Here is a 24,576-nt window from a genome sequence, read left to right on the forward strand (position 1 = left end):
CCCTACGCCGGCACGGCGACAACGTCCAGGAGACGATCGATGACCTGATCTGCCGTAATGCCGTCGGCCACGGCATCGTAGGAAAGGTGCAAGCGATGGCGCAGCACCGCGTGGGCCACCGCGCGTACGTCGTCCGGCGCGCTGAAGTCGGCCTCTTCCAGCCACGCATGGACGCGGGCGGCTCGGTCCAGCGCAATGGCGCCGCGCGGGCTGGCGCCGACTTGAATCCATCGGCCCAGATCCGCGTCATGGTCGGCGGGGCGACGCGTGGCGTTCACAAGGTCCACCGTATAGCGATCCACCGCCGGCGCCACGTGCACCGCCGCCGCCTCCATGCGGCAGGCGAAGAGCGTTTCCTGGGAAATGCGGGCCGCCTCGGTACGCGCTGCCGCGCCGTCGACTTGGGGCGCGCCGCGCAGCATCGCCAACATCGCCATTTCGTCCTCGGCGCCGGGATAGTCCAGCTTTATCTTCATCAGGAAGCGATCCATCTGGGCCTCTGGCAACGGATACGTACCCTCTTGCTCGATCGGGTTCTGCGTGGCCAGCACCATGAAGAGCTCGGGCATCTTGCGCGTGTTGCTGCCAACCGTGATCTGCCTTTCCTCCATGGCTTCGAGCAGCGCCGACTGCACCTTGGCCGGCGCGCGGTTGATCTCGTCGGCCAGGATGAGGTTGCCGAACAGCGGTCCGGCCTGGAACGCGATGCGATTGCGCCCTTCGGCGTCCTGCTGCAGCACATCGGCCCCGGTGATGTCCGACGGCAGCAGGTCGGGCGTGAACTGGATGCGGCTCATGTCGGCCGCCAGGTGCGACGCCAGGGCCTTGACCATGCGAGTCTTGGCCAGCCCGGGAAGGCTTTCGAGCAGCACATGGCCGTCGGCCACCAGTGCGATCAGCATTTGGCGTATCACCGCCGCCTGTCCCAGGACCTCCTGCGATATTGCCGCTTCCAAAGCCAGAATTCCATCGCGCTGCGCCATGCTTGACCCTCTTGTCCACTGCAAACGGGTTCGCTCACCGGGACGGATGCCCGGCAAGGGTTCAACGGCTGGCGACGCGTCCCGACTGACTTTGCGCCTGCTTCCATTGTTCAGGCGTCATCACCGTGCGAAAACCCAGGTGCGACATGCCGTTCAAGGGGTCGTTGCCCCGCCGCGCGCTGGCGCGATAGCTGATGCAATACGTGTCGCTGCACAGGAAAGAACCGCCGCGCGTGACGCGTTTGGGCGCCGAGGCGGGGACGTTGCCGTCGTCGGGATCAAAGCTGTCCGCGGGTCCGGCGGGGTCTTGTGGCGGCTGGCGGTACTGGGCCTGGATGCGAAACGCATCCGCGCGGTACCAATCCGCAGTCCACTGCCAGACGTTGCCCGCCATGTCGTAAAGGCCGTACGCGTTGGCAGGGAACGTGCCGACCGGCGTTGTGCCGACCTGGATCTTCTCGTCCTTGACCACCGGGAACGGCTGCTGTTGCTGCGTATCCCAGATGTTGGCCATGGGCTTGCCGCCGGGGCTGAGTTCGTCGCCCCAGGCATAGGTGGCCTGTTCGAAGCCGCCTCGCGCGGCAAACTCCCATTCCGCTTCCGTAGGCAGACGCTTGCCTGCCCACTTTGCATACGCCTGCGCATCGTCGTGGGAAACCTGGACGACGGGATGGTCATCCTTGCCGGCGATACTGCTACCCGGACCTTGCGGTTGACGCCAATTCGCGCCCGGAACGAACCGCCACCAGCGGCTGTAGTCACGCAACGACACTTCCGATTCGGTCCCGATAAAGACCATGGCGCCCGGCACCAGCAAGGTGTCGTCCGGACGCGGTGTGCCCGGGGGAAGCTGCACTTTCAAATCGTCCCACTTCGGCTTTTGCTCCGCCGTCGTCACATAGCCCGTGGCATCGACGAAACGGCGGAATTCCGCATTCGTGACATCGTGGGTGTCCATCCAGAAACCGGTGACGCGAACCCGATGCGCAGGCAACTCGTTCGGTTGCGAGAGTTTGTGGTTGTTGCCCATCAGGAATTCCGCAGGCGGAATCCAGGCCATGCCGGCCGGCCCCTGCTTGCCGTCGCCAAGCGTGGCCACGACAGCCGCGGGCTCTGGCGTCAAGCTGAATCCCGCAACATAGGCGCCCAGCGCGCTGGCGCCAAGAAGCACGCCGGCCACCGTCAATCCAACTTTCAGTTGCTGCTTCACGTGCCCCTCCGTACTGCCCGGTATTCAAGACGGGACGCCGGTGCGCCGGCGCATGGGTATCACGAAATGCCTGTCATATCTAAGTGGAAATGCACGCGGCGAATGCCGGCGGTGACGCTGAGGGTGTGCTGTCCAAGCGCGGGACAAGTCGTCCTGCTTGATGCGATATTCGTTTATCTTGCCGCATGTCGGCGGGGATTATCTATTACCTTTTGTTAGTGCCGGCCAATGCGCACTACGTCTTCCGGCTATTCCAGGCCGCATGCCTTCCCGACTAAGATCCTTATTTTTCAGCGACTTATAAAGGGGCTGCGGAGATGACCACCACCTACTTTGGCCTGACCGTCGTGAAAGACCGGCTCGTGCGCCTGGACGACATTCGCCGCCTTCCCTTCTTCTCGTTCTGGGAAGAAAGCAGCCGGGGATCGGCCCTTTGCGAAGGCGATGAGGGAGAGATGTTCGTGTACCTCAGCGACTGGGAAAGCTTCTCGGATCTCTTCATCAAGACGGGCAAGCACCGCCACAGCGAATAGCTGGCGCGCCCCGCCCGTCACTCGTGACGCACGGCCCTTCGAATGCTCCACCATTTGAAAATCGTCTGTTACGTTATAACATTCGATTTTTAAAACAAGACGCCTGTGCTCCAGAGGGAGACAACGGGCCGTCAGATGCGTCCGGCCAGGCATCCAGGGGGATTGCCGCAAACGCCCGCGCATTCATTCGGAGAAGTTCATGCGTTCTGACCTGTCGGGCGCCACTGCCCGCAGCAACCGCCGGCAGCGGACCAGCCTTGCCCTGATTTCGCTCGCCATCGCCCCACTGCAGGCTTTCTCGGCCGAAACGGCGGAATCGACGGACGATTCGACCCAGAAGCTCGAAACCATCACCGTCATCGGAACGCGCGAACGCCCTTACCGCGCTTTTGTGGCGCCCACTGCCAACAAGAGCGACACGCTGGTCAAGGAAACGCCCTTCTCCATCCAGACCGTGACGCGGGAATTGATCGAGGATCGCGGCGTCACCACGCTGGGCGGCGCAGTCAGCACGGTGCCGGGCGTGACCAGCCAGGTCGGCTGGGGCGGCAGCAACGACCGCTTTCGCCTGCGGGGCTTTGCGACGTCCGCGAATCTGAAGAACGGGTTTCGGCGCAGCGTCTTCGCGCCGGTCGACGAACTGGTGAACATCGAGCAGATCGAGGTGCTGAAGGGCCCCGCATCGGCGCTGTATGGCCGCTTCGAACCCGGTGGCGTCGTCAACATCGTGACCAAGAAGCCGCTGGACAAGGCGCAGACGGACATCGACTTCACGGCGGGCCGGTATGACTTCTACCGCGCCACCATCGACAGCACCGGCCCCTTGGGCGAGACACTGGGTTACCGCCTGACCGGCTCCCTGCAAAGCAATCACAGCTTCCGCGATTTCGTGGACAACCAGACGCAGTTCGTGTCGCCCGTGTTCCAGTGGACGCCCTCTTCCCGCACCACGGTCACGGCGGAATTCGAGTTCGGGCACAAGGAGGCGGCATTCGATCGGGGCTTCGGCAACAGCCCGTTGTTCCTGGACGTCCCGATTCACTACAACTACGGCGAGCGGGATGCGAAGCTGAAGAACGATAGCGCGCTGGCCAGTCTGGTGCTCGATCACAAGTTCGAGAGCGGATGGGACTTGCGCGCGGGTGTGCAGGGGTCCTGGGCGCGCTCCGACGCGCATTGGTATGCGTACGGGTTTCCGCCGGTCAGCGGGGCCGACACCAGCGATCCCATCGTCAATCGCCGGTTCCAGCGCAGCATCGACACGCAGAAGGACACGTCGGTGCTGGCCGAGGCGTCGCGGCGGTTCACCACCGGGCCGGTCGGCCATCGCGTCCTGATCGGCGCCGACTACAACTACGACGACTGGGACTTCACGGCCGATGCCTACATGAACCGCCTGGGATTTCCCGTCAACCTGCCGATCAGTCTGTGGAATCCGGTGCATGGCGTGCAGACCGGGCCGCTGCAGCATTACGATTCGTCGCGCTACACGAGCCACAACGTCGGCTTGTACGCGCAGGACGAAATGTCGTTCGGCAAGCAGTGGCGTCTGTTGTTGGGGTTGCGCCATGACCGCGCCCGCACGACGGGCGAGGCGGAGTATCTGGCAACGGATGGCGCGCTCAAGCGCTCGGACGATGCCTGGTCCCCGCGGATCGGCCTGACCTGGACGCCGCGCGAGGAAGTGTCCTTGTACGGGAGCTGGTCCAAGTCCTTCCTGACCGAGCCCGGCGGCGGCATGCTGCGCAGTGGCAGCCTGCCCGAGCCCTCGCGCGGCGAGCAGTTTGAAGTGGGCGCCAAGTTCAGCCTGCTGGACGGCCGCCTGGAGCCCACGATCGCGCTTTTCGACATCCGCCGCACCAATGGCGTGGTGAGCGACCCGGAGGATTTCAACTACGTGATTCAGGTGGGCGAGCAGCGCAGCCGCGGCTGGGAGCTGGATGTGCCCTACACCATCACGCCGCAATGGCGCCTGTTGGCCAGCTATACGCATCTGACGGCGGAGATTACCGAGGACAGCGACCCTGCCATCCAGGGCAATCTGGTCGCCAACGCGCCGCGCCGTTCGGCCAGCCTTTGGACGACCTACGACCTTGAAGGCTGGGCCCGCGGACTGCGGCTTGGCCTGGGCGCCACCTACGTCGGCGCGCGCCAGGCCAACACCGCCAACAGCTTTGAACTGCCCTCCTACACCCGCTGGGATGCCAACGCGATCTACCGCTTTGGGCCGGCCGATCGGTACCGGCTGCAACTGACGGTCCAGAATCTGACCAACAAGCGTTACTACGAATCAGGCGGCGCCTTCGTGCCCACCTATCCCGGCGCGCCGCGCACGGTCATGGTGTCGTTCGGGGTCCGGCTCTGATGGCACTGCTTGCGCAAGGCCTGGTGGCCGGCTACGACGGCCGGCCGCTGCTGGGTCCTTACGCGCTGGATGCGCCGCGCGGAGACTTCGTGTGCCTGATCGGGGCCAACGGCGCGGGCAAGTCGACGCTCATCCGCACGCTATGCGGCATGCAGCCCGCGCTGGCGGGAGACATCCTGCTGGACGGCCGGCCGCTGGCGGCGCAGTCGAGCCGTGAACGTGCGCGGCTCTTGGCGGTGGTGCTGACCGATCGCGTGGACACGATGCTGATGACGGGCTACGAGCTGGCGTGCCTGGGCCGTTATCCGCACATCGGCTGGGGCGGCAGGCTGCGCAAGGCCGACCACGACATCGTGCAGACCGCCCTGTTGCAGGCGGGCGCGATGTCGCTGGCGGCCAGGCTGGTGTCGCACATGTCCGACGGCGAGCGTCAGAGGATCATGATCGCGCGCGCGCTGGCGCAGCAGCCCAGGCTGCTGGTGCTGGACGAGGCCACCGCCTTTCTGGATCTGCCGCGCCGGATCGAACTGATGCAGTTGTTGCAGGACCTGGCGCATCAGCAACAGTTGAGCATCGTGCTTTCCACGCATGATCTGGAGCTTGCGTTGCGGTACGCCGATGCGTTGTGGCTCATCGACGGCAAGCGCCGCCTGCACACCGGCGCGCCCGAAGACCTGGCGTTGAACGGCGCGCTGTCGGCGGCATTTTCCGCCGATGGCCTGGCGTTCGATCTGGACCGGGGCGAATTGCGCGTGGGCCGTGGCGGCGCGATTCCGATACGCGTGAACGGCGGCGGCGTGCGGCGCGTGTGGGCGCAGCGCGCCTTGCAGCGCCTGGGTTACTGCGTGCAGGACGACGCCACGCCGGCCATCGACGTGCTGGACGATGGCTATGCGCTGTCGCTGGCGCCGGGCGGCGTCTCGCGGCACGGCACCTTGGCGGAAGTGGCCTCGGCGTTACGAATGGCGGCTGTTGCGCGGGGACAGGCATGACGGCAACGAGGCGGGCCATTCAGGCCTGCATGGCGGGCGCGCTTCTGGCGACGCTGCTTGCGGGGTGCATGCAGGTTTCCGCGCCGCCCGTGCAGGCGCTGCCCCGTCAGACGGTGGGGGCGGTCGGCCCTGCGCACAACCTGCAGGCCGCCTGCGTGGACGATTATCAACCCGGCGTGGACTACTTTCCGGACAAGGTGGCGTTCAGGCATTCGTCGCAGCTGCAGGTCGAGTACGGGCCGAACTTCAAGCGCGTGCGCTTCACGCCCAGCGTGGCCACGGGCGAGGTGCTGGACTTCCTGTTCGTCCAGTGCGGCACGCCGGCGCCGCCGCATGACCCGCACGTGCCGGTAATCCAGGTGCCTATCCAGCGGCTCGTGACCGGCAACTCGGCGATCCTGGGCGCGCTGGACGAGCTGGGCATGGTGGATGTTCTGGTGGGCTCGGAAAATGTGCGCAGCGCCACGGTGCCCGCCATCCGTGAGCGGATCCAGGCCGGACTGGTCCACGACATGTGGGGCTATGGCCACGCTAGCATCGAACAGGTCATGGCCGTCAAGCCCGACGTGTACTTGAGCTTTTATTCCGCCTATCCGGCGGCCAACATGCATCCGCGCCTGTGGGAACTGGGCGTGCGCGCCCTGCCGCAGGCGGACCACCACGAAACCCATCCATTGGGCCGGGCCGAATGGCTCAAGTTGCTTGCCCTGCTGGGCAACCGGGAAGCGCGGGCGAACGATCGCTTCGACCGCATCGAGGCGGAATACCGGCGGCTGGCCGCCCTGGTGCAGGACGTGCCGGCGCGTCCCGCCGTGATGTCGGGCTTTGCCGCGGGCCGCGCCACGTTCGAGACCTTCGGCGCGGCGAACCAGCGCGCACAACTGATCCGCGATGCGGGTGGCGACTATGTGCTGGGCGACGCCAGCCCCAGCAGCCTGGTGTACGTGCCCTTTGAATCGATCTACGCAGATGGCGCGACGGCCGACGTCTGGCTTGGCACGTTGGGCGGCCAGCCGGACATCGATGCCTGGACGCGCACGAATCCCTTGCATGGCTGGTTCCGGCCGGCCGCCACGGGACAGGTCTACGCCTGGGACCGCGGCTACACCGGCGCCTGGGCCAGTCCCTATCAGGACCAGAGCATGACCAAACCCCATGTGCAGCTGGCCGAAGCCATCAGCGCCCTGCATCCCGCCGTCCTGCCGATGGCTGACGGCCAGTATGAATTCCTGCGGAGGCTTCCATGATCCCTTCCGTTTCCGTGCCGGGTCAGATGGCCCTGCCCCGCCCTGTCCGCCGCGCGCCCGTGTGGTTCGCCTTCCCGCTGCTTGCCGCACTGATCGCGCTACTGTTCGTCGCGGAACTGACGCTGGGCAGCGTCGCGATTCCGCTGAAGGCCGTGTTGCAGTCGCTGCTGTCGGACACCACGCCGGACAACCCGGCCTGGCGCGACATCGTGCTGGGCTTTCGCGCGCCACGGGCCGTCAACGCGATGATGTCCGGCGCGGCGCTGGGGGTGGCCGGGCTGATGTTGCAGACGCTGTTTCGCAATCCGCTCGCCGATCCGTTCGTGCTGGGCATCGTGCACGGCGCACGCCTGGGCTGCGCGGTGCTGGTCACGTTCGCCGGCGTGGCGGGCAACGCTTTCCTGTTGCGCTACGGCCTGGTCGGCGACGTGGGCATGGCGGTGGCGTCGATCACGGGGTCCACCCTGGTCCTGCTGCTGTTGGCCCGGCGTTCGCGCAACATTGGTCTTGTGACGCTGCTGATCGTGGGGTTGATGCTGGGCTATCTGGCGGTTGGCCTGATCAGCGTGCTGATGCATTTCATCGACGAAACGCAGGCGCGCGCCTTCAAGGTCTGGGACGACGCCAGTTTCGCGGGCGCCACGCGCCAGCAGTTGCAGATCCTGGTGCCGGGTCTGCTTGCCGGCATGGCGGCGTGCGCGCTGCTGGTCAAACCGCTCAATGGGCTGTTGCTGGGCGAGCGCTATGCGCAGTCGATGGGGCTGCGCGTCGCGGCGGTCAAGCGCGGCGCGTTGTTCGCGGCGGCCTGGCTGTGCGGGCTGGTGTCCGCGTACTGCGGGCCGGTGGCCTTTTTGGGGCTGGTAGCGGCGCAGGTCGCGCGCGCGATCATGCGCACGGCGGACCACCGCGTGCTGCTGCCCGCCGCCGGCCTGACCGGCGCGGCATTGGGTCTAGCCGCGGATCTGGTGGTGCATCTGCCGTGGAGCCGTCACGTCTTTCACCTGAACGCGGTCATCGGTCTGGTGGGCGCGCCGGTGGCGCTGTACATGCTGTACCGCACCCGCGCGTTGCAATCCCGGCTTTGAACCAAAGAAAAAGGCGCTCCGAAGAGCGCCTTGATCCTTGGGCTTACCGCACCATTCAGATCTTGCCCGGCAATGCGTAAGCGATCACGTAGTCGCCACGATCGGGCGAGTTGCGGGCGCCGCCGGCCGAGATGACGATGTACTGCTTGCCATCGGCGGTCGACTTGTAGCTGATGGGCGTGCCCTGGCTGCCGACCGGCAGGCGGACCTTCCACACTTCCTTGCCCGTGCCGGCATCGTAGGCGCGCAGGTAGTAGTCCTGCGTGGCGGCGATGAACACCAGGCCGCCCTGCGTGGCGAGCGTGCCGCCAATGGTGGGCATGCCGATCGGGATCGGCAGACCCAGCTTGACGCCGAAGGGGCCGGTGTCCTGCACGGTGCCGACCGGCACCTGCCAGACCATCTTCTGCGTCTTCAGGTCCACGGCGGTCAGCGTACCGAACGGCGGGGCCTGGCACGGGATCTCCAGCGGCGACATGAAGCGCACCTTGGCGTTGATCGCGTAGGGCGTGCCGGACAGGGCCACGGGGCCCTGGATCGCGGCGGCTTCATTGCCGTCGCTCTTCTTGGCGTTGGCGCCGGCTTCGACCAGTTGCACTTCCAGGCCGACGCGCATGTCGTTGATGAAGAGGTAGCCGTTGACCGGGTCGATCGAGATGCCACCCCAGTTCATGCCGCCCAGCGAACCCGGCAGGTTCAGCGACGGATCCGTACCCGGCGGCGTGAACAGGCCCGTATAGCGCTTGGACTTGAAGTGAATGCGGCACAGCAGCTGATCGAACGGCGTGGCGCCCCACATGTCCGATTCCTTCATGTCGTTCGCGCCGATCGAAGGCATGCCGACGGAGAACGGCTGGGTCGGCGAGTAGGTTTCGCCGGGGATGTTGCCGGCCGGCACCTTGCGCTCTTCGACACGGGTGAGCGGCTTGCCGGTCTGACGGTCCAGCACGAAGATCTGACCGGCCTTGGTGCCGAACACCAGCGCGGGCACGGTCTTGCCATCGACGGGGAAGTCGGCGAAGGACGGCTGCATCGGGACGTCGAAGTCCCACAGATCGTCGTGCACGGTCTGGTAGACCCACTTCTCGCGGCCGGTGCTGGCGTCGACGGCCAGCACGGAGGCGCCGTACTTGCGGTCAAGCGCGGTGTGCTTCACGCCCCACAGGTCGACGGCGGCACTGCCGACCGGCATGAACACCGTGTTCGACTGCGCGTCATACGACATCGGCGCCCACACGTTCGGGGTCGAGCGTGCGTAGGTCTGGCCGTCGGCGGGCGCGGCCTGGTCTTCCGGATTGCCCGGATCGAAGGCCCAGCGCAGCTCGCCGGTGATCACGTCGAAGCCGCGCACCACGCCGCCAGGCATGTCGGTGCTGACGTTGTCCGCCACGCGGCCGCCGATCACGATGGTGGTGCCGGCCAGCGTCGGAGCCGAGGTCGGGTAGTACTCGCCCTTGTCGGCGCCCTTGCCCATGCCGGCGCGCAGGTCCACGCGGCCTTCCTTGCCGAAATCGGCGCAGAAGGCGCCCGTGTCGGCGTCCAGCGCGATCAGCTCGGGCGTCACGCTGTTCATCAGGATGCGGCGGCGGCAGGCGGCGCCCGCGTCCAGGCTCACGGCCTTGACCGGCGTCGCGCCTTCGACGGTGGGCTGCTCAAGCGGCGCATCGATATCGAAATAGGCCAGGCCGCGGCAACGCATCCACTTCTTCTGCTTGGCGTTGATCTCGACCTTCCAGAGTTCCTTGCCGGTCGTGGCATCCAGCGCGATCACGTTGTTGTGCGGGGTGCACAGGAACACGCGGTTGCCGATCTGCAGCGGGGTCTGCTGGTCTTCGGCGCCGCCGCCACCGGGGCTGACGGGCGTGTCGCCCGTGCGGTAGGTCCAGGCGACCTCAAGGTCCTTCACGTTGTCGCGCGTGATCTGGTCCAGCGCCGCAAAGCGGGTGCCGCCGGCGGTATTGCCGTAGTGCGCCCAGTCCTTCTGCTCCTGGCCGGGTGCGACGGGCTTGAGCGCCAGGGTCTCGCCTTGCGAAACCGGCGCGTGCGGCACGAACATGCCGGCCACGGTCGCGATGAAGGCCAGCGCCAGCACGGCGGAAGCAATGCGGGACGGCGCCGGATTGGCCGGCAGCTTTTGCGCGCGGCGCAGCAGCGGCTGCGACAGCGCAACCAGGATGCCGAATCCCACGAACACCAGGACGCGGGACACAAGCGGCCAGAACTGCAGGCCCACGTCCATGACCGCCCAGACGGCGGTGCCGACCAACGCCAGCGCGAAAAGCAGGCCGCCATTGGGACGGCGGCGGGCGATCTGGATGCCGGAGATGGCAAGCACCACACCGCAGACCACGAAATACCAGCTTCCATTCAGGGCCACCAGGCGTGCGCCGTGGTAACCGAAAAAGAGCCCGGCGGCCAGAATGCACGCGCCCAGCACAAACAGCCACGCTTTTGCGAGCGCGGACAGGTCTTTATGTTGTTGATTCATAAGGGATTCCAAAACGAGACGGCCACTCAGTCAGCAATGCGTCTCAATGACCGGCCCAGAGTATAAGGGTTTGTCCTAGGTCAAGGAACCCCGGAATCACAGCTTGATCTGGTTCGGGTTCAGCTGCATTCCGTAGGCAGCGCCCCATCGGTCGTACGAGCGGATCCATAGCGTCCCGCAGGCCGAGCACGAAAAATGCGCATGGCGGCGGCCGGCATGTTCCGGCGCCGTGGCGTCCACCAACTGGACGCCACGGTACATCAGACGCGGGTGCGCCTCGACTCGGCCGCCGTTCGCCAGCGCATGGCAATGCGTGCACAGCCCTTTCAACGCGTCACCATCTTGGGCGCCGGAGCATGCCTGCCAATATGGCCGCCAAGGCGATCAGCGCCAGCGGCCAATGACGAGAAGCGGCGGGATCCGGCGCGTCGGCGGTCTGGCGCGTTTGCAGCGCATAGCCTTCGACGACGGCGCCCTCGCCCGCCTGGTCGCCCGCCTGGTCGCCCGTCTCATTGGCCGTCTGGCCGCCCGGCGCTCGCGCCGGCGCCTGTTGTGCCCCCGGGGATGCGCCGCAGTCCGTTGCGGCGCAGGCGTTTGGCGCGGCTTGTTTGCTGTCCGCCAACGCCGCAGCCAATTCGCTGCGCTGCTGCGCGTCGGCCTTCCAGGCGCCCCGGTCGATGGCTGCCAGCAGCGTCTCGATCAGCTTCTCGCGCGCCGCCGGATTGCTGGCCTCGAGGTACGCTTTGAGGCCCAGGTCATGCTTGTCGTCGACATACACCTCCTTGACCTGTGCCCAATCCGCGTCGCTGACGAGGTCGGGCGTGGTCGTATCCCACAGCAGCAGATTGGCCGGCAGCTCGGCCATGTACCGGGCGCCGTTGTAGCCGCTGCCCTGCATCGCCTGGATCCACGCGGGATTGAGGTAACGGGTGGCCAGCTCGCGATTGAACGTACGCGACAGCGTTTCCATCCGCACTTCTCCCCGCCGCATGTTTCGCGTATCGGCCACGTAGTTGCTGATCTGGCGTCCGGTCTGCTGGCGCACCGCCATGCCGATGCCGCCCAGATACGCGGCCGGCATGCTGGTATCCAGCAGGCCATAGGCGTTCGAGCTGCGGCTGAAAACGGCGGCGTCCACGCCCGAGAGCTGGGCGGCGAAAGCCTCGGCGTCGGCGGCGCCCGAGTCCGTTTCCCCGTACGCATGGCCGAGCCGGTCCATATACAGGCGGGCCAGCCGTTCGTCGGTCCATTCGGCGCCCGCCTGAATGGCAAATTGGGTCGAGGGTGAATAGGCGCCGGGCGCGGTCGAGTAGATGCGCCGCGCGGCGCGGGTGGCGGCTACGTCCGGGGCGACGCCCGCCGCGATCAGAATGCGGCGCGTATTTTGTTCGCTCTGCCGCACCGGGTTGTCAGCCTCGGGCGCCGACGCCGCCAACCGCGCGGCCTTGGCAAGCATGGCGATCTTGTCGCGGAAATGATCGCGGTAGGTGCCCGACGTGGTGACGAGCACGTCGACGCGTGCCCGCCCCAACGCCGCGCGGTCTTCCAGCGCCACGTCGATCACTTCGCCCCGGGGATTCCAGACGGGCCGGGTGCCGAGCAGCCGCATGATCTGCGCTTCGATCATCCCTTCGTTCTGGGCGGATTCGCCCGACCACAGCACGAAGGCGACCTTGCCCGGCGCGCCGCCATGCTCGCGCTGATAGTTGGCGACCAGCTCGTCGGCGAGCTTCGCCCCCTGCTCCCAGGCCTGCTTGGTCGGCAGGCGGCGGGTTTCCGTCGTGTAGGGATTGCGGCCGGACGGCAGCGCGTCGGGGTTGCGAATGGCGTCTGCCATGGGTCCCGGGGTGACATAGCGGCCGGCCAGCGCGCCGATCACCGCGTCCATTTCCCGCGGCGCAGCCAGGATGCGCTCGGCGTACATTCGAATGCGGGTGGTGCTTTCCGCAGGCAGCGCGGACGGGTTCCCGTCCAGCACGGCGCGCACCGCGCCGATCGCGGGCGCATCGGCCGAGTCGCCCGCCAGCATCGCCTGCACCATGCTCGCCACGGTGTCCGGCGCAGGTGCCTGTCCCAGGATGTGACCGCCAATCGGCGTGACGGCGCTGTCCAATTCCTGCAGATAGGCTTGCAGAGCCGCCGCGAGCGCTGGCCAATCGGCCGTCCGCGGGTCCAGGTCGAGCGCCGTGGCAAACGGCTGCGCCGCCGCGCGCACCGCGTCCTGCGTGGCGGGGCTGGCCGCCTCAATCGCCTGCCCCAGCGCCTCCCGCAGCGCCTGCACTTGCGGCGCAGCCGGCAGACGGCCGATGGGCGGCATGAAGCCGATCGTCACGGCCTGCGTGCGGCGTTTGTTTCCAACGCCGCCGTTGGCCTGCAAGGGCGTGGGCTGGATGTGCGGCACGTTGCCGATCAGCGCGCCCACCCAGTCGTCGCGGCTGGGCCCCTGCTGTTTGCCGGGCATCAGCGACAGCTGCGTGAAGATGGGCAGATAGGCGTCGGCGTGCCATGCCTGCTGCATCCACAGATAAAACGCGATGTATTGATGGTGCGGCGCCAGCGCGCCCGTCGAACGCAGCGCCCGGGCATCCTGCTGGTAACCCCACACCGGATGCGGCATCAGCGCGACCTTGCCGAATCGCAGGATGGGCAACACGATTGCGCGCGTTCCAAAGGCATCGGTATGCACCATGAGCCGGCCGGGCGGCGGGCCCCACTGGGCTTCCGTCTGCGTGTGCAGCGCCTGCGGCAGGCGTGCATAGGCGCGCAGGTAGTCGGCTTCGGGCAGCAGCACCGCGTTGCCGTCGCGCACGCGCCGCGCCATCTCAGTCTGCGCGGCCTGTGTCTGCGCAGGTTCGCGCGCCGGCTGGGACGGATCCCACAGGCCGCCATCGATGTTGGACGCGTCGCGCGCCATCATCCGGGCAAGCTCGGCGGCGTCGGGCAGTTCGGCGTCACCCACGTCGTAGCCTTCGGCACGCAGACGCTTGAGCAACGCGGCCAGACTGGCCTGCGCGTCAAGATACGTATCCGGATCGCTGCCCACGTCCGCCTGGTCCGCGGCTTCACTGTGGAAGGCGACGACGATCCGCTTGTCGTAGTTGCCCATGCGATGCAGCCGGGCCCAGGCCAGCGCCCGGGCCACGCGCCATTCGATCTGTTCGGGGATCGGCACATGGCGCACCGCGCCGTCGGGTTGCACGGTCCGCGCGCCGACCATCATGGGCTCGACGATGCCGCTGACTTCGGACAACGCCAGCTGACCGCTGCGATCCGGCGCGAAGCCGCCGATGTCGCGCCGCCATTCGTCGGGGGTGCGCGTGTAATCGGTGGTGCAGCCCAGGATCGTAACGCCCAGCGCCCTCGCCTGCTCTACGCCGGCGCGATGGTCGCGGTAATCGATCTGGCTCGCGCACAGGATCAGGACATCGATGGCCGCGCGCCCATCCGGTCCCATGAACGGCTGCAGCGAATCGCGGCTGTCGCTGCGCCAGATCGGCACGGGCAGTCCGCCCTGCCGTTCGACTTGCGTGATGAGCGCATCGATCACGCCAGTGTTCTCGCCCAGTGCCAGGCTGCGGTAGAACAGGATGCCGACCCGCGGTCTGCCGGACGCGTCCGGCAGCCGCTGCTGCATCCATGTCAGGTAGTCCTCGCGCGATTCGAACGCCTGGACATGCGCCGGGTGGTAATAGGCGTGATCCGCGTATCGAACCGGCGGCTCGACGTCGCCCCGCATTCCCAGCAGGCGCACCCCCAGGTAGTTGAACAGCCGGACGTAATTGCTTACCGTGGCGTTGCGCCAATAGACGATGGCGTCCGGCACGCGGTCCGCCGGCACGTTGCCGCGCAGCCATTCCGACCCGTTGATCACCAGCACGCGCGTACGCGCGCCCGCCGCATCGAACTGGCTGCGGTACTGGGCGAGCCTCGGCCCGACGCCTTCGACCAGGACAAGGTCATACGCGCCGAGGTCCACGCCGTCGATACCCGGCAGTTGCCCCGCGCCGAGCCCGAACAGGTCGATCTGGAACTTGCCGGCCAGGCGCTGCACGGCCGCGCGCAGCGTGGTCGGCTGCTGGGCAACTTCGATCGACACCACGGCGATTCGCGGCGGCGCGGGCACCGCTAGCGCAGCCTGTACCGGCGTCATGCCAAGCATCGACAACAGCCAGACCATCAAGGCAAGCCGCGCGACGGCCAGGCATCGCTGCAACGCGGGGTAGTTGTTCAACTTGGATGTCATCACTTATTTGGGCGCCTCCGCGCCTTGTTCGGGAACGTAGACGACCTGGCCGTCGGGAAGCCGGTAGGCGGTGCCCAGGCGATGGCCCTGTCCCGACAGCTTCTGGTCGGTCACGCGTTCGACCTTGATCTGCTGCTTCTCCTTGCTTACCACCTCAAGCGTTCCATCGGCGGTGGTGCGCGTGAGCGTCCAGCTGGCGTCGTCGCTCAGCAGGTCGGTCGACCCCAGCACCGAAAACAGCGCCAATGCCATGGCGACGATGAAGGCAAGGCTCGCGTCGAACAGGTTGGCCACGCCGGCCAGCGGATCGTCATGGACCGCGCTGTCGCCGTGCCGCCGCGCAAACCGCATGCGCGGCTTCACGAGGCGGCTCCGTCGGCGGCCGCCTCATGGCGGCGCAGCACGCGCTCGGCATGCAGCCGGATCGCGTCCAGATCCTGCCGCTGCCACCCTTCGCGCACCATGACAATGACGTGCGCCACCACCCCGACGGCAATGCCCACGATGGTGGATGAGAACGCCACCACCATATGATTCGCCAGCGCGGGCAGGTCGCCCTGCGCCAGACCGCTGAGTGCGGCTGCCATCGGGATCAGGGTGCCGATCAGCCCGAGCGACGGCCCGCACCGGACCGCAAATCGGACCGCGTTGAGCGACCGGAGGCTGGCATGGTCGGCCTGGGCAAGCACCTGTTCGATCCGGATGTCCACCGGATCGGCGGCGGCCTGCGCCGCATCGTCGATGCGCGCCGTGTAGTGCGCCACGGCCGGCCGACGCCCGCGCAGCCGTTGAACCGCGCTGCGCGTGAACATGCCCAGCGCAAGAAGCGTCCATGCCACCAGGACGATGAGCAAGGCGATGATGGGTTGGAACAGCAGTTGCGCGATGCCTTCCAGCAGGGATTTGATCTCCATGGCTTACAGCATCCGCGTGTAGCGCAGGTAATAGGCGCGGCCCGGCATCACGTAGTCGGCCTTTTCGTAGTAGTCGCGGTCGAACACGTTAGCCACGTCAAAGCGCAGCGAATCCTTGGGCGTGACGTTCCAGCGCGCGGAGAGGTCGACCACGGTGAAGGGTTCGTTGCCGAACAGGCCGCCGCGCCCGCCGGTGTAGATGCTGCCCTGGCTGTTGTCGTTGTCATAACGCGTACCGACGTGACGCGCGGTCACGGTGGCCGACAATGCCCGGCCATTGCTGACCGTAAGCGACATGTTTGCCTTCCACTTGGCGACGTTGCGGATGGGCACGGGGCCGCTGGCGTCGAAGTCTTCCGCCTGGATCAGGCGTGTAAGGCTGCCCGACAGGCCGACGCGGTTGGCCGGCAGACCGAACCACTGCCCGGCATCGACCGCCAGCCGTGCCTCGATGCCCCGCATGCGCGAGTCATTGGCGTTTTCGTAGCTGCTGATCCGTTCCTGCGGGGTATTGCTGACAATGACCGAGCGGATTCGATCGCGGATGCGCGAGTCGAAATAGGTCAGGTCGGCGTCGACGCGGTCGTCGGCATAGCCCAGGCCCAGGTCCCAACTGCGATTGCGCTCGGGCTTGAGGTTTGCGTTGCCCATGCTGACGCGCCGCTGGGATCCGGCGTACTCGACGTTTTCGCCGGCCAGTTCGCTGCCCTGCGGTGGCGCGAACGCGGTGCCGGCGGACCCATGTACGCGCCAGAATTCATTGAGCTTGTACACGGCGCCGCCACGCGGGTTGAAACTGGTAAAGCGCGACGATCCCGGCGAGAACGTGTTCTTGTACGGCGTGGACAGGGTGCTCGATTCGATCCAGTCCATGCGCCCGCCCAGCGTCAGGATCAGGCGGTCCTCAAGCCAGCGGCTGCCCCACTCGGCAAAGATGCCGTTGCTGTCGCGCCGTTCATTCGGGCTGTAGGGCGCAAGCCGGTCGCCGCTCGCGTTGTAGCTGTAGCGATTGGCCTCCACGCGCTGCCAGTCGGTGCCGTAGGTCAAGGTGTGTCGCGGCGTCAACGTCCACACATCCTGCAGCTGCATGCCGACATAACGTGATTCGGTGCGACTGGAGCGATAGCGCGATGCCGCGGGCGGCACGGTGATGTAGTTGTAGTTTTCGCGCGAGGCATACACCACCGCCGTGATGAGGTGGTCGTCCGGCGAGACCTGCAGGCGTATATCGCCGCCCAACCGGTCCGTCTGGTTGGCGGACGCGTTGGGCGGATCGAAACTGACCGGACCCGGCGCGTTGTTGTTCAGGTCGGCCCAGTCGAGCGTCGCGTCGAGGCGCACGCGGTCGGTCAGGTCGCTGCCGATGCGGGCCTTGCCCGAGGTGCGCCGGAAGTCGCTGTTCGGCCGCTTGTCCCCGGCGCCGGTCCGAAAGTCGCCGTGCTGGTTCACGTAGCCCAGTGCCAGATCGAAGTCGGTGCGCTCGTCGATGGAACCGCCCAGCGCCAGATCCGTCTGCCGGGTGTCGAACGACCCATAACCCACGCTCACCGACCCGCCGATCGGCCCGCTGGAACGGCGCGTGATGATGTTGACCACCCCGCCCATGGCCGAGGCGCCGTACAGCGACGACGCCGGTCCTTTCAGGACCTCCACGCGCTCGATGCTCTCGGGCGACAGGGTCGTGAAGCTGGTCGAGCCGGACGGACGGCCATCGATCAGCACCAGCGTGCGGGGGTTGATCGTGAACTCGAAATTGGGCCGCAAGCCGCGCAAGCCGATACCTGCCAATCCATTCGGATACTGGATCACGTCCACGCTGGCGTTCTTTTTCAGGCGGTCCAGGAATGTGTTGCCCACCGTTTCATCCAGCGTGACGCCGTCCACCACTTCCATCGACGAGGCGACATCGTCCCGGCGCTGTTCATTGCGGGTGGCGGTGACGACCACCGGGTTCAGTTCCACCGGCTGCGGGCTGACTGCAACGCGTTGCGCGGACTGCGGGTTTGCGGGGGACACTTCGGCGCCTTGCGCGGCGCAGACGGCGCCCAGGGTGATCGCGGCCATGGCCGCGCGCGCGCCCCGGCGTTGCCGGCGGTTTTGGATCGCCGGGTGGTGATGCTTCTTCATTGACTTCTCGAATGGGATGAAATTTTCTGCGTGTCGCCGGGTGGCCGACTGGCGCGCATCGGCGCGCGGAGCCGCGACCCCGGCAAAGCGTCGTAATGTTATAACATCACATTCAACTTGCATATAGTTACGCGCCCGGTGGGCGCGTATGAACTATGCAAAGGGAGCGGATTGCCGACCGGACTCGGTTTCGGACGCCGCGCGCAGAACTCGCGCGGCCGGCGGCCGGTTATCGGGCCGGCGCGGCCATCATTCCTCGGTCTGACCGAGCTCGATCCGGTGCTGCGTGCGCAGCGCCTTGGCCAGCAGATAGCCCTTGTTGTGCTCGTTGGGATAGACGCCCGTCAGGCGGCAGCCGCTCACCCGGATGCCCATGTGTTCAAGCTGGGTGCGCTTGTCTGGATTGTTCGTGAGCAGTTCCAGATTGTCGACGCCCAATGCGCGCAGCATTTGGGCCGCCGGCGTGTAGTCGCGGTCATCCAGGCCGTGGCCCAGTTCCAGATTGGCGGTATAGGTGTCGTAGCCCAATTCCTGCAGCCGATAGGCGTCGATCTTGGAATACAGGCCGATGCCGCGCCCTTCCTGGCGCAGGTACAGCAGATAGCCGCCCTCCTGGCTCATGAGGCGCAGCGCTTCCTGCAATTGCGGGCCGCAATCACAGCGCAGCGAGCCGAAGACATCACCGGTCATGCACTCGGAATGCAGCCGGACGAGCGGTTGCGGGCCGGGCTGACCGAATTTGAGGGCGAGATGGTCGCGGGCGTCGGCCAGGCCGTGAAAGCTGTACGCCAACGCCTGTGCCTCGGAGCCGTCGGCAAGACGGATGGGCAACCGGACGGTGGCGCGGATGGTGGCTTCGGGCAGTTGGACCGCGGCGGGGGGCGTTACGGGATTCACGACAAACAGGTACGGGTATCGACTTGAGGCCGACAGAATACCGTATGCGCCCGCCGCACGCTCTTTACATCACGCGGACGCTGTCCACATCGAACTCGACGTTGTTGCGGTCGCGGTCCAGTTCGCCGCGCAATTCGACCTGGGTCTTGTCGTCGATCTTCTGGCCGGCGGGGAAATCGTCGTGGTCGATCTCGACGCGGATCTGGCCCGTGCCGTCGTCGAACGTGTAGTGATCGTCGCCGTCGTGCGAGACGATGCGGCCCCGCAGGATGGCGTTCTGGTCATCGCGGCCATTGGCCAGCAGTTCCTTGACCGTGGTGACGGCCACCGTGCTGGGGCCGCTATAACCTTGAGCCGCCGGTTTGCCGGTGCTGGGACCGGTGTAGCCCTGGGCATGCGCCACGCCTGCAACGGTAGCGCCGGCCAGCACCGCGCTGGCCAGGAACGTGCGGATGAAAGTGGAACGACGGGTGGTCTGGGTCATGGTGCAGCTCCTTGCGCGGATTGCGCTTCGTTGTTGAACATGGCGCCATTTGACGCGCCGAAGATGAAGCAGACCTTAGCCTTGGGCACGGACGCGAAATTTGTCGTCGTCAGGCCCCGGTGTCGATGGGCACGAGCAGCGTGACGCCCAGCCCCCGGCCGTCCAGCCCCGGCCCGAATTGCAATTCTCCACGGTGCATCTCGGCCACGCGCGCGACGATGGACAGGCCCAGGCCATTTCCCGGGACATCGGTGCCCAGCACCCGGTAGAACCGCTGCGTCAACCGTTCGAGATCAGCCGGGGCCACGCCGGGGCCGTCGTCTTTCACACTGAGCGCGACATATTGGCCCGCGCGTTCGGCAGCGACCTGCACCTGCCCGCCTTCGCGGCCGTACGACACCGCGTTGTGGATCAGGTTGCGCAAGGCGGTAAAGAGCGCGTCCCGGTTGCCGGCCAGTGCGGCCTCGCGGGCGGCAACCGTTATCGTCGTGCCATGCGCCGCCGCCGTGGGTGCGCAGGCGTCGGCGGCATCCTGCAGCAGGTTGGGCAGGTCCAGCCGCTCGCGGGGCATGGCATCGGCCGACTGCGGGTCCAGGCGGGCAAGCTGCAGCAGGTTTTCGACCAGGCTGGTCGTGCGCATCATGTCGGCGCGCAGGCGCTGCAATTGGGCGGCAAGCGCCGGGGCCTGTTCGGCGGGATGGCTGCGTTGCAGCACCTGGATCCGGGACGCCAGGGCCGCGAGCGGCGTGCGCAGCTCGTGGGCGGCGTCCGCCGTGAAGCGCCGTTCCGCTTCCAGCGCGTGATCCAGGCGGCCCAGCAGACGGTTCAGCGCCGCCGTGATCGACTGGACTTCATACGCCCTGCTCTCCTCAGCGACGGGCGACAGGTCCGTCGGCGATTTGGCTTCGATGCCGCGCGTCATGCGCGCAAGCGGCTTGAGCAACCGCCAGATCAGGAACCAGTTGATCAGCCCCAGCAGCACCCACAGGCCGACCAGCGGCCAGGCCAGCGATTCGAGCATGTCCCAGATGAGATCGGTGCGTTCGTCCATCTCTTGGCCGACCTGCGCCGAAAACCCCAGGGTGTCGTGATGGCGCACGTAGACGCGCCAGTCCTCGCCGTCGGCGCGCACGTCGTAATAGCGGTCGCCGCGTCGCTCGGGATCCACGAACGGCCGTTTGGGTGCGTCTTCGCCACGCAGCAGCACCTCTCCCGTGCGCGAGACCAACTGGTAGTCCAGGCGCAGCGCGGGTTGCGTGTCCGCCGGGGCGCGCTCGCCCGCCACGCGGCCAATACTGCCCTCGCCCAGCGCCAGGACCAGCCGCGCGCCCTCTTCCAGCCAGTCGTCGTAGGCGTCGTTGACCTCCTTGCGCGCGATGGCCAGCACGATGAGCGTGCTGACCAGTCCGACCAGGATGCTGGAGCCGAGCGTCGTGCCGATCAGCCGCCGCCGCAGGGAATAGCCGCGCGGGGGATTGGAGAGGGGCTTGGATGTCGTCATGCGCCAGCGCATGTCAGTCCGCCAGACGATAGCCCTGGCGCCGCACCGTCTTGATGAGATCCGCCGCCAGCTTGCGTCGCAAGTTGTAGATGTGCACTTCGATCGTGTTGCTTTCGACTTCGTCGCCCCAGCCGTACAGGGCTTCTTCCAGTTGCGCGCGGGACACGATGTGGCCGGGATGGCGGATGAGCGCGTGCAGGATGGCGAACTCGCGCGCCGTCAGCTCGACCTGCGCACCTTGGTAGCGGACCTGCTTGGCGGCAACATCGAGCGAGACGCCGCCGTGTTCCAGCGCCGGCGTGGCGTTGCCGTCGCGGCGGCGCAAGGCGGCGCGGATGCGCGCCGACAGTTCCTCCAGGTCGAACGGCTTGACGAGATAGTCGTCCGCGCCCAGGTCCAGGCCTTCGATGCGGTCGGGCACCGCGTCGCGGGCGGTAATCATGATGGCCGGCACATTGTTGCGCCGCGACCGCAGCCGCCGCAGCAGATCGTCGCCTGTCATGCCGGGCAGCCCGCGGTCGATCAGCACGCAGTGGTAGTCGTGCGTGGCCAGCGCGGTCTCGGCAAGATCGCCGCGCGTCACGCGATCGACGACGTAGCCGTCGAGCTCCAGCCAGGATTCGATCGACTCGCCCAGGGATACATCGTCTTCGGCCAATAGGATACGCATGCGCCGACTATACGCGACAGGATGAAGTGAATCTTAAGGCGCCCGGCGGGCCGTCAATCCGGCAATTCATAGCTGGTGCTGCGTCCGCCCGCGGGGGACTTGCGAAGCATGTTGCGATTCAGGAGATCGGTGATGTCGCGCAGTGCCGTGTCGGGCGAACATTTGGCGATGGCGGCCCACTTGCTCGTGGTCAGTTTGCCTTCGAATCCATCCAACAACCGGTTCAGCAACTTTGCTTGGCGTTCGTTCAGCGGCTCAGCCCCCCACCGCTGCCAATAATGCGACTTGGCCAGCACCTTATCCAGGACCTCATGCGCCTGATCCACCGCCCGGCGCAACGTCGCCAGAAACCAAGCCAGCCACTCCGTCACATCCATGGATTGCTTCTGCGTGTTTTCCAGGATCGTGTAGTAGGCGTTGCGCTCGCGCTGGATCTGGGCGGACAGACTGTAGAAGCGTTGCGGACTGCCGTCTGCCCGGGCGAGCAGCAGATCGCCGATGGCCCGCGCAATGCGGCCATTGCCATCGTCAAATGGGTGCACGGTGACGAACCACAGATGGGCCAATCCGGCCTTGAGCAGCGGCGGCGTCATCGAACGGCCCGCTGCGGGCTCCGGCGCATTCAGCCATGCCAGGAATGCGCGCATGTCGGCGTCCACCCGCGTTGCCGCAGGCGCTTCAAAGTGCACACGCTGACGGCCAAGGGGACCGGACACGACTTGCATCGGGCCATCGGCGTCGGTGCGCCACGTCCCCACGTTGATGCGGGACATGCCGGAGTAACTGGTGGGGAATAATGCGGCATGCCAGCCGAACAGACGCTCCCGCGTGACGGGCGCATGGCAGTTGCCGGTCGCGTCGAGGACCATTTCGACGACGCCCTCTACGTGGCGATCGACCGGGGCCAGCGCGCCGATATCCACGCCGATGCGTCTGGCAATGGAGGACCGCACCGAAGCCACGTTCAGCACTTCTCCTTCGATTGCGCTGGTCTTGACGACGTCCTCTGTCAGCGCGCCGAGGCTCGCTTGGTCGCGCAGCGGCATGCCCACATCGCGTAGCCGCCCCATCAACATTCCTTGGGCGAGGCTGACGTCGGCCAAGGGTCCAGCCAGCGCTTCGAGGTCGAAGCGCCATTGCGGCCAGTCAGGGGCCTGCCAGATGTAAAGATATTCTCCGCGTGTCATGCGGAGATTATGGCGGCTAATCTCCGCACTCGCAATCTATTCTCCGCAAACTCTGCGGAGAATAATCACCCTAATCACCGCATCCGGCCAAAGCCCGCCGCCAGATGCCGCTCCCGCCGCGTCAAATACCACCCACGCGGCTGACGCCGCCCTGCGTCACGATCTGGACGCGCTGGCCGGTGGAAATCGGCACATCCGCTTCCTGGGTGATGACGCGCACGTCGCCCGAGTCCAGGCGCACGGTAATTTCCAGGCCCGCCCGGCGCGCGCTGGCGTTTTCGATGGCGTTGCCGGCCATGGCGCCGCCTACCGCACCGCCGACAGTGGTGATGCGGCGTCCCGAGCCCCCGCCCACGGCGCTACCCGTGACGGCGCCCAGCGCGCCGCCGGCGATGACGCCCAGGCCCGAGGTCTGGCTGGCCTGGATGGTGACGGGCCGCACGCCGATCACATAGCCAAGGGTGACGGTCTGGGCGCGCTGCGCCTGGTCGAAGGTGTAGACGCGCGAGGATGCGGACGGGTTGGCGCAACCGGCAAGGATGGCCGCCAGGCCAAGGATGCCGCCTGCGGCGATAAGGGTCAGGGGGCGACGCGGGATGGCCTGCTGAGGCTTGTGCATGATGGGTTCTCCGGAACGGCGGAATGGGAAATGCCGGGCCTAGCGCGGCTGCGCCGGCGTGGCTGCGGGCGCGGGCGCTGCCGCGGCGGGCGGCTGGGCGCTGGTGCGCATGAACTTCCCATTGGCATCGAAGCCGCCTATCGCGCGGCCGTTGAAGAACACGACGCGCCGCGCGGTCCATTGCGGCTGGTCGGGGCCAGCCTGGTCGTAGCCGGCCACTTCAAAGTCATACTGCCAGGCGGACACCGGTTTGCCGTCCTCGCCCACAACCGTGGTCTTCTTCACGGATTCGGCATATCCCTTGTCGCGATAGCTGACGTATCGGGTGGGCGGCATGGAATCGCGTAGCGTCGACATGTACTGGTACAGGTCGTCGTCACTGGGCGGCGTGCCGTACTTGGCCAGATCGTTCTTCGTCGCGACCGTGCCGGCGCAGCCGGCCAGCACGCACGTGGACAGGACAAGGAATAACCTTTTCATCGGGATTGCTCCTAAGTACGCGTTCGCGCCCAGACTGCGGACGCACGGCGGCTAACCGGGTGGCGCTTGGGGAATATTTCAGGGGGGGGGACCGGCGGGACGGCCGGTGGCCCCACGGAAGGCGGAACGCAGCAGGCTGAGCAGAAAGCCGCCTGTGAGCATGCCCAGGATGTAGACGCCGATGACGAGAACCGACGCCGGCAAAGTGAAGGTGGAGGTCCAGAGCGTCAGGGTGACGGATTCGAAGTTCTGGATCTTGAACGACAGAACCATCGCCGTGAGCAACACGATCAATACGATGTACAGGTATCGCATGGGGCACCTTTCGTATTCGTTGTCGAACCGCCCCGAAGCCGCCTTGGGGCCCGTCGTGCGGAAAACTATGCCACTCATCCGGCACGAAAACAAGAAAAACAGGGCCACGCGCCGGCCATTGTTCACTGCCGCAAACAGGAACAGAATGTCTCTCGCCGCGAAAACGGCATGTGTGGCCGGCCCAACATCGAGTAGCCGCGTCCCGCGGTCTATCGTTGTGGGCTGCTTATAGGGGA

Annotated in this window: 21 protein-coding genes; 5 read left to right on the forward strand and 16 right to left on the reverse strand. The window is 66.6% G+C overall.

Features of this window, described 5'->3' with window-relative positions; all coding sequences use genetic code 11:
• Nucleotides 1-2: 2 nt before the first annotated feature.
• Both CLM73_RS14250 and CLM73_RS14255 read right to left on the reverse strand, forming a co-directional pair.
• Nucleotides 3-983 carry an AAA family ATPase gene (locus tag CLM73_RS14250; protein ID WP_105238977.1) on the reverse strand — a complete coding sequence of 327 codons (981 nt, stop codon included), beginning with the start codon at nt 981-983 and terminating at the stop codon, nt 3-5.
• A gap of 61 nt (nt 984-1,044) precedes the next feature.
• Entirely contained in the window at nt 1,045-2,193 is a 1,149-nt protein-coding gene (locus tag CLM73_RS14255; protein ID WP_105238978.1) for a formylglycine-generating enzyme family protein, read from the reverse strand.
• Between the two features lie 317 nt (nt 2,194-2,510).
• On the opposite strand from CLM73_RS14255, the gene CLM73_RS14260 reads away from it, so the two are divergent.
• From CLM73_RS14260 to CLM73_RS14280, 5 genes are all read left to right on the forward strand, one after another.
• A complete protein-coding gene (locus CLM73_RS14260) occupies nt 2,511-2,726 on the forward strand; it encodes a hypothetical protein (protein WP_105238979.1) in 216 nt (71 codons plus the stop codon).
• Between the two features lie 199 nt (nt 2,727-2,925).
• Nucleotides 2,926-5,091: a TonB-dependent siderophore receptor gene (locus tag CLM73_RS14265; RefSeq protein ID WP_105238980.1), complete on the forward strand. Its 2,166-nt coding sequence runs from the start codon at nt 2,926-2,928 to the stop codon at nt 5,089-5,091.
• The gene (locus tag CLM73_RS14270; protein ID WP_105238981.1) at nt 5,091-6,083 is read left to right on the forward strand and encodes an ABC transporter ATP-binding protein; all 993 of its coding nucleotides are present in this window, start codon (nt 5,091-5,093) and stop codon (nt 6,081-6,083) included. The genes CLM73_RS14265 and CLM73_RS14270 overlap by 1 nt, the downstream gene beginning before the upstream one ends.
• The gene (locus CLM73_RS14275; RefSeq protein ID WP_234015622.1) at nt 6,080-7,330 is read left to right on the forward strand and encodes an ABC transporter substrate-binding protein; all 1,251 of its coding nucleotides are present in this window, start codon (nt 6,080-6,082) and stop codon (nt 7,328-7,330) included. The genes CLM73_RS14270 and CLM73_RS14275 overlap by 4 nt, the downstream gene beginning before the upstream one ends.
• Entirely contained in the window at nt 7,327-8,415 is a 1,089-nt protein-coding gene (locus CLM73_RS14280; protein WP_234015623.1) for a FecCD family ABC transporter permease, read from the forward strand. Before CLM73_RS14275 ends, CLM73_RS14280 begins: the two co-directional genes overlap by 4 nt.
• Nucleotides 8,416-8,470: 55 nt before the next feature.
• On the opposite strand, the gene CLM73_RS14285 is transcribed toward CLM73_RS14280, so the two are convergent.
• From CLM73_RS14285 to CLM73_RS14345, 14 genes are all read right to left on the reverse strand, one after another.
• Nucleotides 8,471-10,903, reverse strand: a complete 2,433-nt coding sequence (locus CLM73_RS14285) for a membrane-bound PQQ-dependent dehydrogenase, glucose/quinate/shikimate family (RefSeq protein WP_105238983.1) — start codon at nt 10,901-10,903, stop codon at nt 8,471-8,473.
• A gap of 96 nt (nt 10,904-10,999) precedes the next feature.
• Nucleotides 11,000-11,164 carry a hypothetical protein gene (locus tag CLM73_RS28950; RefSeq protein ID WP_234015624.1) on the reverse strand — a complete coding sequence of 55 codons (165 nt, stop codon included), beginning with the start codon at nt 11,162-11,164 and terminating at the stop codon, nt 11,000-11,002.
• A gap of 73 nt (nt 11,165-11,237) precedes the next feature.
• Nucleotides 11,238-15,146, reverse strand: a complete 3,909-nt coding sequence (locus tag CLM73_RS14290; protein WP_105238984.1) for a cobaltochelatase subunit CobN — start codon at nt 15,144-15,146, stop codon at nt 11,238-11,240.
• A 3-nt stretch (nt 15,147-15,149) separates the two neighbouring features.
• Nucleotides 15,150-15,509 carry a DUF2149 domain-containing protein gene (locus CLM73_RS14295; protein WP_234015625.1) on the reverse strand — a complete coding sequence of 120 codons (360 nt, stop codon included), beginning with the start codon at nt 15,507-15,509 and terminating at the stop codon, nt 15,150-15,152.
• Nucleotides 15,506-16,060, reverse strand: coding sequence for a MotA/TolQ/ExbB proton channel family protein (locus tag CLM73_RS14300; protein WP_105238985.1), 555 nt, complete (start codon nt 16,058-16,060; stop codon nt 15,506-15,508). The genes CLM73_RS14295 and CLM73_RS14300 overlap by 4 nt, the downstream gene beginning before the upstream one ends.
• Nucleotides 16,061-16,063: 3 nt before the next feature.
• A complete protein-coding gene (locus CLM73_RS14305) occupies nt 16,064-18,187 on the reverse strand; it encodes a TonB-dependent receptor (RefSeq protein ID WP_199778145.1) in 2,124 nt (707 codons plus the stop codon).
• Nucleotides 18,188-18,436: 249 nt separating this feature from the next.
• Nucleotides 18,437-19,018, reverse strand: coding sequence for a GTP cyclohydrolase II RibA (ribA, locus tag CLM73_RS14310; protein ID WP_304438791.1), 582 nt, complete (start codon nt 19,016-19,018; stop codon nt 18,437-18,439).
• Between the two features lie 130 nt (nt 19,019-19,148).
• Nucleotides 19,149-19,568, reverse strand: coding sequence for a YgiW/YdeI family stress tolerance OB fold protein (locus CLM73_RS14315; RefSeq protein ID WP_105238987.1), 420 nt, complete (start codon nt 19,566-19,568; stop codon nt 19,149-19,151).
• Between the two features lie 109 nt (nt 19,569-19,677).
• On the reverse strand, nt 19,678-21,069 hold the full coding sequence (locus CLM73_RS14320; RefSeq protein ID WP_105241529.1) for an ATP-binding protein: 1,392 nt from the start codon (nt 21,067-21,069) through the stop codon (nt 19,678-19,680).
• A gap of 13 nt (nt 21,070-21,082) precedes the next feature.
• Nucleotides 21,083-21,739, reverse strand: a complete 657-nt coding sequence (locus tag CLM73_RS14325; RefSeq protein ID WP_105238988.1) for a response regulator transcription factor — start codon at nt 21,737-21,739, stop codon at nt 21,083-21,085.
• 53 nt (nt 21,740-21,792) lie between these two features.
• Nucleotides 21,793-22,926 (reverse strand): Fic family protein, encoded by a 1,134-nt coding sequence (locus CLM73_RS14330; RefSeq protein ID WP_105238989.1) that lies wholly within the window; start codon nt 22,924-22,926, stop codon nt 21,793-21,795.
• 121 nt (nt 22,927-23,047) lie between these two features.
• The gene (locus CLM73_RS14335) at nt 23,048-23,545 is read right to left on the reverse strand and encodes a glycine zipper 2TM domain-containing protein (RefSeq protein ID WP_105238990.1); all 498 of its coding nucleotides are present in this window, start codon (nt 23,543-23,545) and stop codon (nt 23,048-23,050) included.
• 39 nt (nt 23,546-23,584) lie between these two features.
• A complete protein-coding gene (locus CLM73_RS14340; protein ID WP_158685868.1) occupies nt 23,585-24,025 on the reverse strand; it encodes a hypothetical protein in 441 nt (146 codons plus the stop codon).
• A gap of 78 nt (nt 24,026-24,103) precedes the next feature.
• Complete coding sequence (locus CLM73_RS14345) at nt 24,104-24,340, reverse strand: lipopolysaccharide assembly protein LapA domain-containing protein (RefSeq protein WP_105238992.1); 237 nt, start codon at nt 24,338-24,340, stop codon at nt 24,104-24,106.
• Between the last annotated feature and the right edge of the window lie 236 nt (nt 24,341-24,576).

Source organism: Achromobacter spanius, assembly GCF_002966795.1.
Taxonomy (GTDB): domain Bacteria; phylum Pseudomonadota; class Gammaproteobacteria; order Burkholderiales; family Burkholderiaceae_B; genus Achromobacter; species Achromobacter spanius_D.

Excerpts from the sequence above, each read along its gene's own strand:
- CLM73_RS14250 (WP_105238977.1), bottom strand. The coding sequence starts at position 983 with ATGGCGCAGCGCGATGGAATTCTGGCTTTGGAAGCGGCAATATCGCAG.
- CLM73_RS14260 (WP_105238979.1), top strand. The coding sequence starts at position 2,511 with ATGACCACCACCTACTTTGGCCTGACCGTCGTGAAAGACCGGCTCGTG.
- CLM73_RS14265 (WP_105238980.1), top strand. The coding sequence starts at position 2,926 with ATGCGTTCTGACCTGTCGGGCGCCACTGCCCGCAGCAACCGCCGGCAG.
- CLM73_RS14270 (WP_105238981.1), top strand. The coding sequence starts at position 5,091 with ATGGCACTGCTTGCGCAAGGCCTGGTGGCCGGCTACGACGGCCGGCCG.
- CLM73_RS14275 (WP_234015622.1), top strand. The coding sequence starts at position 6,080 with ATGACGGCAACGAGGCGGGCCATTCAGGCCTGCATGGCGGGCGCGCTT.
- CLM73_RS14280 (WP_234015623.1), top strand. The coding sequence starts at position 7,327 with ATGATCCCTTCCGTTTCCGTGCCGGGTCAGATGGCCCTGCCCCGCCCT.
- CLM73_RS14285 (WP_105238983.1), bottom strand. The coding sequence starts at position 10,903 with ATGAATCAACAACATAAAGACCTGTCCGCGCTCGCAAAAGCGTGGCTG.
- CLM73_RS28950 (WP_234015624.1), bottom strand. The coding sequence starts at position 11,164 with ATGTACCGTGGCGTCCAGTTGGTGGACGCCACGGCGCCGGAACATGCC.
- CLM73_RS14290 (WP_105238984.1), bottom strand. The coding sequence starts at position 15,146 with ATGACATCCAAGTTGAACAACTACCCCGCGTTGCAGCGATGCCTGGCC.
- CLM73_RS14300 (WP_105238985.1), bottom strand. The coding sequence starts at position 16,060 with ATGGAGATCAAATCCCTGCTGGAAGGCATCGCGCAACTGCTGTTCCAA.
- CLM73_RS14305 (WP_199778145.1), bottom strand. The coding sequence starts at position 18,187 with ATGAAGAAGCATCACCACCCGGCGATCCAAAACCGCCGGCAACGCCGG.
- CLM73_RS14315 (WP_105238987.1), bottom strand. The coding sequence starts at position 19,568 with ATGACCCAGACCACCCGTCGTTCCACTTTCATCCGCACGTTCCTGGCC.
- CLM73_RS14320 (WP_105241529.1), bottom strand. The coding sequence starts at position 21,069 with ATGACGACATCCAAGCCCCTCTCCAATCCCCCGCGCGGCTATTCCCTG.
- CLM73_RS14325 (WP_105238988.1), bottom strand. The coding sequence starts at position 21,739 with ATGCGTATCCTATTGGCCGAAGACGATGTATCCCTGGGCGAGTCGATC.
- CLM73_RS14330 (WP_105238989.1), bottom strand. The coding sequence starts at position 22,926 with ATGACACGCGGAGAATATCTTTACATCTGGCAGGCCCCTGACTGGCCG.
- CLM73_RS14335 (WP_105238990.1), bottom strand. The coding sequence starts at position 23,545 with ATGCACAAGCCTCAGCAGGCCATCCCGCGTCGCCCCCTGACCCTTATC.
- CLM73_RS14340 (WP_158685868.1), bottom strand. The coding sequence starts at position 24,025 with ATGAAAAGGTTATTCCTTGTCCTGTCCACGTGCGTGCTGGCCGGCTGC.
- CLM73_RS14345 (WP_105238992.1), bottom strand. The coding sequence starts at position 24,340 with ATGCGATACCTGTACATCGTATTGATCGTGTTGCTCACGGCGATGGTT.